Raw genomic sequence first — 8,910 nt, forward strand, 5'->3', positions numbered from 1 at the left:
GCCCTATTTGTGTTGGGCTTTTTTATACACTAGCACTGGGGTGAATAGTTACGATCATTCAAATTCTGTTTTAGATTATACGAAGCGACTCTCACTAAAGCATAAACTATTAAAAAGGTGAATTGTCAATGAGCTTTAGCTTTTTCATTTTTCTTATTTTCGCTCTCATCTTTGGAAGAATGATAGATTACTTTATCGAAACGTATGTGGATATAACAATTGTACAAAGTGCCATTAGAATTTTTATCGTTGTCTTTGGATTTGTTTTTTTGCATAAAATAGAAAAACGCTACGGCTTTTCTAAGAAAAAGATAAAAATGAAAATATGGCTCCCAAGTCTGATCGGTGCATTATGTTTAGCGGTCTTTTTATACGAAATCGGCATATTGCTAGGAAAGTAAACAGGTGCTTTTATGCGCCTGTTTTTTCTTTTTATAGTAATGATAAAATTTTTCGCACGATTCGTAATTTATGGTAAAATAAATGTAGCTTCGTTGTTGAAAAAGGGGTGTATCGTTTGTGAAAATTATTTCTTGTCATGGATATGAATTGCAAAAAGCACAGCCGAATACGTCGGAAGATTTTTTTAACCGTTCGGAAGTGACGTTTGTTGACGATGATGGAACGGAGCGGACGTTGCGTGTGTTATATGTTCGATATTTCGATGAGCGTTTTTCACAATGGACGCCGTATGAACAAGATCCGGTATTTCAAGCAGGTGGGAAAGACGTATATTTTAAAGATATTGTCGCGCTTGTCTGTTTGCTCGTTGATCCATCACTTCGGACGCGAAAACGTGTATATATAAGTGAAGAAGAAGAGCTTCGTCGCTACTTTTCATCCATCGATTTAGCGAAATTACCAGAAGTATTTGAGGCGCTTGCCAAAAAACAATCGTATACGGTCAAATCACCGCTTTTATTTATTGCGCAACTGTAAAGGAGGATACTATGGGTAACACTGTTGTTTTTAACCAAACAAAGCAAGTCGAGCAGCTGCTAAGTGGCATTGTAGAACAAATTACTCGTTATTTAAACGAAACGACGATTGAACAAATGCAAGCGGAATGTGCGGGCGACCGCCATTATTATGAAGGGGTGCTTGCGGATTTACGCCGTTTAGCTGTATATGGTGAAGAAGGAATTGACGCATGTCGCATCGTCCTTCAAGAAGAGCCGTTTCGGAAAGCCGCTGCAGAACAGGCGTTATATAAAATTTATCATTCATGTGTCGCGGAATTTTTTACGCCAAAGCGTGATTTATGGTATGAAGATAGCCGCTCAGCGTATACAGGGAGACATTCGATTAAATTGCGTCAACCTGCTCCTCCATCGTTACAACAATTGCTTCATGCGATTGAAGCTGATTTTCAAACGATGCGGGAAGAACTCGAATTTTATGAAACAGACTACCGAACAAAAATGATCCAATCGCAATAAGAAGCTGCGTGTGTCAGCTTCTTTTTTTGGTGCATATGATGCCGAAGGAGGTGTGAGTATGCAACAATATATTCATAACGTGCAAGCGTGGCTTGAGAGAGTAAAGCCATATGTTGATGCAGAAACGGTGGAACGTCTAAACGTGGAGCTAGAGCGTGGAGATGTTTTGCGCATTCATGAGGAAGTGACAAACATATATGAACAAATACAACGGAAGCGCGTACCGATTGGAGGGCATACGTTACCTCAGCTGCCTTATGCGTACAATGCCCTCGAGCCGTATATTGCCGAAGAGATTATGCGACTGCATCATGAAAAACATCATCAAAGCTATGTGGACGGTTTAAATCGGGCAGAAAAAATGATGCAACAAGCACGTGAGAAGAATGATTATGCGTTATTAAAACATTGGGAACGAGAAGCTGCGTTTCATGGATCGGGGCATTATTTACACACAATGTTTTGGAACAATATGAAACCGCGTGGGGGCGGGCGTCCAACGGGGGCGCTGCTTCGACAAATCGAGCGTGATTTTGGCAGCTTCGAAGCGTTTCAACGACATTTTACTGAAGCGGCGAAGCAAGTGGAAGGAAGCGGATGGGCGCTTCTCGTTTGGTCACCGTTTGCAGGGAGGTTAGAAATTTTGCAGACGGAAAAACATCAAAACGGCACACAATGGACGACTGTTCCGATCCTTGTGCTAGATGTATGGGAGCATGCGTATTATTTGCAATATAAAAACGACCGCGCAACGTACGTTCAACAATGGTGGAACGTTGTCAATTGGGACGATGTCGCGCGACGATTTGTAAAAGCGAGAGACCGCATCATGTAGCGGTCTTTTTGTCATACATCATGTACTTATGCATACACTTGTACAAAACGGACAAAGGGATGAGGGTGTATGCGACGGCAATGGTTTGTATGGATGATCGTGCTTTGTTTTTTTTGTTCGCTCTTTCCGAATGAAGCGAAGGCGATGTCGGTGAGTGCCCAAAGCGCGATTTTAATGGAGCAAACGACAGGACGGGTGCTGTTTGAAAAAGATGCGCATACGAAGCGGCGTATTGCGAGCATTACAAAAATTATGACGGCCATTTTAGCGATCGAATCAGGAAAATGGGAAGACGTTGTGACAGTAAGTGAGCGAGCTGTTCGCACAGAAGGATCTTCGATTTATTTAAAGCCGGGTGAAAAAATTGCGCTCAAACATTTAGTATATGGGCTTATGCTTCGTTCTGGAAACGATGCAGCGGTGGCAATCGCTGAGCATGTTGGTGGTAGCGTCGAAGGCTTCGTTTTTTTGATGAACAAAAAAGCGGCAGAAATCGGTATGACAAATACAGAATTTGCAAATCCCCATGGGTTAGATGATGCGGAAAATCATTATTCGACTGCGTACGATATGGCATTACTGATGCGATATGCGATGCAAAATGAGCAATTTCGCGAAGTATCGGGAACGAAATTGTACCGAGCACCAAATCCGACAGAAGATTGGGACCGCATTTGGCGCAATAAAAATAAACTGTTGACGCATTTATATAAATATTGTACCGGAGGGAAAACGGGGTATACGAAGCGAGCAAAGCGCACATTAGTGACAACCGCTTCAAAAGACGGCCTTGACCTCATTGCAGTGACGATTAATGCAGGCGATGATTGGAACGACCATATGGCCATGTATGAATATGGCTTTGCAAACTATGAACTTGTGACCGTAAAGGCGGACGAGATTGTAGAACAGATTGAAGATCCGTTTTATGATAACCATCTATTTGTTGCACGTGATTTTATATATCCGATCACAAAAAAAGAGGAAGCGCTCATTCGTTTAGAGCGAAAATTACTTCGCCCGCAAGAACGATGGAAAGAAACAGGCGTCCCATCTGTTGTTGGCAGAGCTGAACTATATATCGGAAATAAAAAAGTCGATGACACGCCTATTTTTTATAAACAACAAAAGAAAACACGTTCTTTTTTTGACTGGTTGTTAGGGGTGTGGAGTGATGGTTAATCTCATTTGGGTGGCGCTTTTACTTATCGGACTTCTGTTTGCGGGGATGAACGGAACGATGAAAGACGTCAATGAGGCGATGTTTCAAGGGGCGAAAGAAGCGGTAACGATTAGCATCGGGCTAATTAGCGTGCTCGTTTTTTGGCTCGGTTTAATGAAAATTGCCGAGCAGTCTGGACTACTTTCATTTTTTGCTCATTTGTTTCGCCCGATTGCAAAAAAAATTTTCCCAGAAGTGCCGTCCGACCATCCGGCTCTTGGGTATATATTATCAAATATGGTTGCAAATATGTTTGGGTTGGGAAATGCTGCGACACCCCTTGGCATTAAAGCGATGGAACAATTAAAGCAGTTAAACGGTCAAAAAGACGAACCGAGCCGCTCGATGATTACGTTTGTCGCTTTAAATACCGCAAGCATTACACTTATTCCTGCGACCGTCATATCGATTCGGATGACATACCACTCTGCTTCACCAGGAGAAATTATTGGCACAACGTTTGTTGCTTCACTCATTGCCACGATATCAGCGATCATGATCGACCGCGCGTTTTACATACAGAGGCGGAAAAAAGGAGGGATGTAATGTACGTTATTCAATTTTTGTCGCTTTGGCTTATTCCGATGGTCATCGCTTGCATTTTATTGCACGGGACGTACAAGCGTGTGCCGACGTATGAAGCGTTTGTCGAAGGGGGGAAAGAAGGGATTCAAATCGCCTTTTCCCTCATTCCGTATTTAGTTGGTATGCTCGTTGCTGTCTCCGTTTTTCGCGCTTCCGGTGCCCTTGATTTTTTTATTTCGTATATGAAGCCGTTCATCGTCCCGCTCGGATTGCCGCCCGAAGTCGTCCCGCTTGCGATCATCCGTCCGATTTCAGGTACCGCATCGCTCGGTATTGTGACCGACTTAATCGCCACATACGGACCCGATTCGTTTATCGGGCGGTTAGCTTCTACCATTCAAGGAAGCACAGAAACGACGTTATACGTACTTACTGTCTACTTTGGTGCGGTTGGTATTCGTAAAATGGGCGATGCACTGAAAGTCGGCTTGCTTGCGGACCTCATTAGCTTTATCGTATCATTTTTTATTGTGTTATGGATGTTTGGGAAATGAAGCGGTCGATATGATCGCTTTTTCTTATTTTTGAACTCCTGTACCGAATGTGGTAAAACTATATAGTGAGGTGAATGAAATGGAACGATTACAAAAAGTAATTGCTCATGCAGGCGTGGCATCGCGAAGAAAGGCAGAGCAATTGATCGTCGAAGGAAAAGTAAAAGTAAATGGAAAAGTAGTGACAGAGCTTGGGGTGAAAGTAAGCCCACAAGATCGCATTGAAGTAGACGGCATTCCGCTTGAGCGAGAAGAACCGGTATATTATTTGTTGTACAAGCCACGTGGCGTCATTTCGAGCGTAAAAGATGAAAAAGGAAGAAAAGTAGTGACTGACTTTTTTAAACATGTAAACAAACGTATTTATCCGATTGGACGGTTAGATTACGATACGTCAGGATTGTTGCTGTTAACAAATGATGGGGAGTTTGCAAATGTATTAATGCATCCGCGCTATGAAATTGAAAAAGTATATATCGCAAAAGTAAAAGGCATTCCAGCGCGCGAAAAAGTGAAACAACTTGAAAAAGGTGTCATGTTAGAAGACGGTATGACGGCGCCAGCGAAAGCGAAAGTGTTATCGATTGATAAGCGAAAACAAACAGCGATTGTTGAGCTGCGCATTCATGAAGGACGCAATCGTCAAGTGCGCCGCATGTTTGAAGCGATCGATCACCCTGTGTTGAAGTTAAAACGAGAACGTTACGCTTTTTTAGATTTAAAAGGGCTGAATCCTGGAGATTATCGAGAGCTATCACCGCATGAAGTGAAGCAATTGCGTGCGTTAGCGCTAGCTGGTTCGCCGTATGTATCATAATTTTGTCACAGTTTGTTCAAATAATTTTCATTATTTATATAGTGGTAACTTGTATAATGAGGTTGATGAAAACGGTTTATAGGAGAGTTGGCGATGAAAGAAAAGCGATTTTGGCTTCGAACAGTCATTTTAGCCATCATGCTTGCAGCGATCGGTTATACCATTTATTCGAACGTATTTGTCGAGAAAAAAGCGATTCAAGTGGGCGATTCAGCACCAGATTTCGTACTTACTGATTTAAACGGCAACAACATTCAACTATCCGACTACCGCGGGAAAGGTGTCTTTTTAAACTTTTGGGGAACGTGGTGTAAACCGTGTGAAAAAGAAATGCCATACATCAATAGTCAATACAACGTATATAAAAATAAAGGAGTAGAAGTGATTGCTGTGAACGTTGGGGAAGCGAAAGTGACGGTACAAACATTCGTTGATCGCTTTCAACTGACGTTCCCAGTTGTGATTGATCAACAAGATCAAGTGATGAATGCGTACGATATTAATCCGTTGCCAACGACATTTTTAATCGACAAAGACGGAAAAATTGTAGACATCATTACAGGAACGATGACAGAAGAAGATGTAAAAAAACATATGGAACGAATTAAGCCGTAAGGGGTTTTCAACATGGAACAAGTAAAATGTGAATGCGGGCATGTCAACCCGATCGGAACAGTGCTTTGTGAAGCTTGTGGCAAGCCGCTCGAAGAGGTGCCAGTGTTATTAGATATGCGCTATGAAGGTAGCGCGCGCCGTTCACAAACGTACAATAAAACGATCATTGATAAAATTTGGAACTTTTTTTCATCAGTCAAAGTTGGGGTTTGGCTCATCGTCATTACGCTAGTTGCTTCTGCAATCGGCACGGTTTATCCGCAACAAATGTACATTCCGCCAACTGTATCACCAGCGGAATATTATGAGCAACAGTACGGTTTGCTTGGAAAATGGTACTATGCGCTCGGCTTTCATGACTTGTATAGTTCTTGGTGGTACATGTTGCTTATTGCACTCATTGGTGTATCGCTTGTCATTTGTAGTTTAGACCGTGTTGTACCGTTATATCGTGCGTTAAACAATCAACGCGTGACGCGTAACGAACAATTTTTACAAAGACAACGTCTATTTAGTCGCGCGAAAGTAGAACATGATGAAACGGCATGGCGAAACATCGTGGACAAGCTGACAAAGCGTGGTTATCGCGTTCGAGAAGAAAACGGAAATATTTTAGCTGAAAAAGGGCGCTTTTCCCGTTGGGGACCGTATGTGAATCATATTGGACTCATCATTTTTCTCATCGGTGCGATGCTTCGTTTCGTTCCAGGCATGTACGTCGATGAAAATATGTGGATTCGTGAAGGAGAAATGAAAGAAATTCCGGGGACGAACGGAAAATATTTTTTAGAAAATCAAAAGTTTATTTTTGAAGTATACGAGAAAGAAACTGAGAAAGAAGCGTTTCAAGCAGCGATTGACCGTATCGGTAGTGGAATGATGGCGAAAAACTATCAAACGGACGTCGTATTGTATGAGCGTATCGGACCAGTCGTTGCCGGCGAAGAGCCGAAGCTAAAAAAAATAAAAAGCTTTTCGATTCGTGTCAATGAACCGTTAAAACATGATCATTATGCGTTATATCAAGTCGATTTTAAGCTGGATGAATTAAAAAGCATGTCGTTTCATTTGACAGATAAACAAACGAACAAATCATTTGGCACGATTACGATTGACTTAATTCAACCAGAAAAAGAATATGATCTTGGTAATGGGTATAAAGTTCAACTATTGAGCTATTTTCCAGATTTTTATTTTGATGAAAACGGCAATCCAAATACGCGCTCAAAAGTACCGAACAATCCAGCATTCGTATTTAAAATGTTTGCTCCAGACCGTCCAAAAGGGGAAGTGAGTTTTACTGCCATTCGTCAAACGATTGAACCGCTCGGTAACAACAAGTATAAAATGGCGTTCGCAGGAATTGAAACACGAAACGTATCGGCATTAACGGTGCGGCGCGATTTTACACTTTGGATTTTAGGAATTGGTGGCGCGATTTTTATGATCGGTCTTATTCAAGGAATGTATTGGAACCATCGCCGCGTGTGGATTCGACGGATTAATGACGAAGTGCTTATTGCCGCACATACGAATAAAAACTGGTTTGGACTGAAAAAAGAGCTTGAGGGCATATTTCATGATACACCTTTTGTCATGCCTATCGATCAAGCGGACAATCGGTCATAAGGGGGAAACATCGTGGTTCAATTAAGTAGCACATTACTATATATAGCATTTGTCCTTTATTTAATTGCGACACTTTTCTTTGGTGGGGCTATTCGCATCAAAAAGAAAGAAGGGATAGACCGTTGGGCAACGATTGGGATTTTTGTGACGATCATTGGTTTTGTCGCTCAACTTGGTTATTTTATTACGCGTTGGATTGCTGCTGGGCATGCACCTGTCAGCAATTTGTTTGAGTTTACAACGTTTTTTGGCATGATGCTTGTCGGTGCGTTTATCGTCATTTACTTTATTTACAAAACAAGTTTGCTCGGTTTATTTACTTTACCGATTGCCATTTTAGTCATCGCTTATGCGAGCATGTTTCCGCGGGAAATTTCTCCGCTCATTCCAGCTTTACAAAGCGATTGGTTGCATATTCATGTGACGACAGCAGCTGCTGGGGAAGCCATTTTAGCGATTAGCTTTGCAGCGGGACTCATTTATTTAATTCGCGTTGTCGATCAATCAAAGCCGAGCAAGCGAACGTTTTGGCTTGAATTCGTATTATTTTTCTTAATTAGTACGCTTGGTTTTGTTATCGTGACCACGTCGTTTCGCGTTGCTGGCTATGAAGCAACATTTGATTGGATCGATAAAAATGGCAAGCAAGATGAAATGGTATATCATATGCCCGCGCTTGTTGGCCCGCATGAAGGAGTGCTAAAAACAGAAGAGCGTATGAAGCCACTTGTGGACATGCCAGCGATCATTAACGCGCGGAAATTAAATACGGTCATTTGGTCTTTATTTGCAGGTCTTGCGTTATATGGTTTGTTTCGTCTTGTTTTACGTAAACGTATTGCAGCCGCATTACAACCGCTTGTGAAAAACGTCAATTTAGATTTAGTTGATGAAATCGGCTATCGTTCTGTTGCTATTGGATTTCCAGTATTTACGCTCGGTGCGCTTATTTTTGCGATGATTTGGGCGCAAATTGCTTGGACGCGTTTTTGGGGATGGGACCCGAAAGAAGTATGGGCACTTATTACATGGCTGTTTTATGCTGCGTTTTTACATTTGCGTCTATCGAAAGGATGGCATGGTGAGCGTTCCGCATGGCTTGCCGTTATTGGTTTTGCGATCATTATGTTTAACTTAGTAGCCGTTAACTTAGTCATTGCCGGTTTACATTCATATGCTGGATCTTAAAAACGCCTTCATTGCGAAGGCGCTTTTCTTAGTATGAGTAAAATGTTTGTGGGAGAAAAGAAGACAGGTTCCTGATTTATACAAAC

The 8,910-nt window shown here is 42.0% G+C and carries 10 protein-coding genes; all 10 read left to right on the forward strand.

The genetic code is table 11. The features are described 5' to 3' along the window. Window positions 1-519: 519 nt before the first annotated feature. Window positions 520-939 carry a hypothetical protein gene (locus CS060_RS13420; protein WP_035047265.1) on the forward strand — a complete coding sequence of 140 codons (420 nt, stop codon included), beginning with the start codon at window positions 520-522 and terminating at the stop codon, window positions 937-939. Window positions 940-950: 11 nt separating this feature from the next. Beyond that, the gene (locus CS060_RS13425) at window positions 951-1,439 is read left to right on the forward strand and encodes a YpuI family protein (protein ID WP_035047266.1); all 489 of its coding nucleotides are present in this window, start codon (window positions 951-953) and stop codon (window positions 1,437-1,439) included. A gap of 58 nt (window positions 1,440-1,497) precedes the next feature. After that, window positions 1,498-2,274: a superoxide dismutase gene (locus CS060_RS13430; protein WP_035047268.1), complete on the forward strand. Its 777-nt coding sequence runs from the start codon at window positions 1,498-1,500 to the stop codon at window positions 2,272-2,274. A gap of 69 nt (window positions 2,275-2,343) precedes the next feature. Next, a complete protein-coding gene (locus CS060_RS13435) occupies window positions 2,344-3,456 on the forward strand; it encodes a D-alanyl-D-alanine carboxypeptidase family protein (protein ID WP_035047270.1) in 1,113 nt (370 codons plus the stop codon). Next, the gene (locus tag CS060_RS13440) at window positions 3,449-4,042 is read left to right on the forward strand and encodes a nucleoside recognition domain-containing protein (RefSeq protein ID WP_099669046.1); all 594 of its coding nucleotides are present in this window, start codon (window positions 3,449-3,451) and stop codon (window positions 4,040-4,042) included. Before CS060_RS13435 ends, CS060_RS13440 begins: the two co-directional genes overlap by 8 nt. Further along, complete coding sequence (locus CS060_RS13445) at window positions 4,042-4,575, forward strand: spore maturation protein (protein ID WP_035047272.1); 534 nt, start codon at window positions 4,042-4,044, stop codon at window positions 4,573-4,575. The genes CS060_RS13440 and CS060_RS13445 overlap by 1 nt, the downstream gene beginning before the upstream one ends. Window positions 4,576-4,654: 79 nt before the next feature. Then, complete coding sequence (gene rluB, locus CS060_RS13450; protein ID WP_035047276.1) at window positions 4,655-5,392, forward strand: 23S rRNA pseudouridine(2605) synthase RluB; 738 nt, start codon at window positions 4,655-4,657, stop codon at window positions 5,390-5,392. A 93-nt stretch (window positions 5,393-5,485) separates the two neighbouring features. Then, window positions 5,486-6,007 carry a thiol-disulfide oxidoreductase ResA gene (gene resA, locus CS060_RS13455; protein WP_035047277.1) on the forward strand — a complete coding sequence of 174 codons (522 nt, stop codon included), beginning with the start codon at window positions 5,486-5,488 and terminating at the stop codon, window positions 6,005-6,007. A gap of 12 nt (window positions 6,008-6,019) precedes the next feature. Then, window positions 6,020-7,636 carry a cytochrome c biogenesis protein ResB gene (gene resB, locus CS060_RS13460; protein ID WP_099669047.1) on the forward strand — a complete coding sequence of 539 codons (1,617 nt, stop codon included), beginning with the start codon at window positions 6,020-6,022 and terminating at the stop codon, window positions 7,634-7,636. Between the two features lie 12 nt (window positions 7,637-7,648). Further along, entirely contained in the window at window positions 7,649-8,824 is a 1,176-nt protein-coding gene (gene ccsB, locus CS060_RS13465) for a c-type cytochrome biogenesis protein CcsB (protein WP_035047279.1), read from the forward strand. Window positions 8,825-8,910: the final 86 nt, after the last annotated feature.

It is taken from the genome of Anoxybacillus flavithermus, from assembly GCF_002742685.1.
Classification (GTDB): Bacteria; Bacillota; Bacilli; order Bacillales; family Anoxybacillaceae; genus Anoxybacillus; species Anoxybacillus flavithermus_E.

Excerpts from the sequence above, each read along its gene's own strand:
- CS060_RS13435 (WP_035047270.1), top strand. The coding sequence starts at position 2,344 with ATGCGACGGCAATGGTTTGTATGGATGATCGTGCTTTGTTTTTTTTGT.
- rluB (WP_035047276.1), top strand. The coding sequence starts at position 4,655 with ATGGAACGATTACAAAAAGTAATTGCTCATGCAGGCGTGGCATCGCGA.
- CS060_RS13440 (WP_099669046.1), top strand. The coding sequence starts at position 3,449 with ATGGTTAATCTCATTTGGGTGGCGCTTTTACTTATCGGACTTCTGTTT.
- CS060_RS13430 (WP_035047268.1), top strand. The coding sequence starts at position 1,498 with ATGCAACAATATATTCATAACGTGCAAGCGTGGCTTGAGAGAGTAAAG.
- CS060_RS13445 (WP_035047272.1), top strand. The coding sequence starts at position 4,042 with ATGTACGTTATTCAATTTTTGTCGCTTTGGCTTATTCCGATGGTCATC.
- resA (WP_035047277.1), top strand. The coding sequence starts at position 5,486 with ATGAAAGAAAAGCGATTTTGGCTTCGAACAGTCATTTTAGCCATCATG.
- CS060_RS13425 (WP_035047266.1), top strand. The coding sequence starts at position 951 with ATGGGTAACACTGTTGTTTTTAACCAAACAAAGCAAGTCGAGCAGCTG.
- resB (WP_099669047.1), top strand. The coding sequence starts at position 6,020 with ATGGAACAAGTAAAATGTGAATGCGGGCATGTCAACCCGATCGGAACA.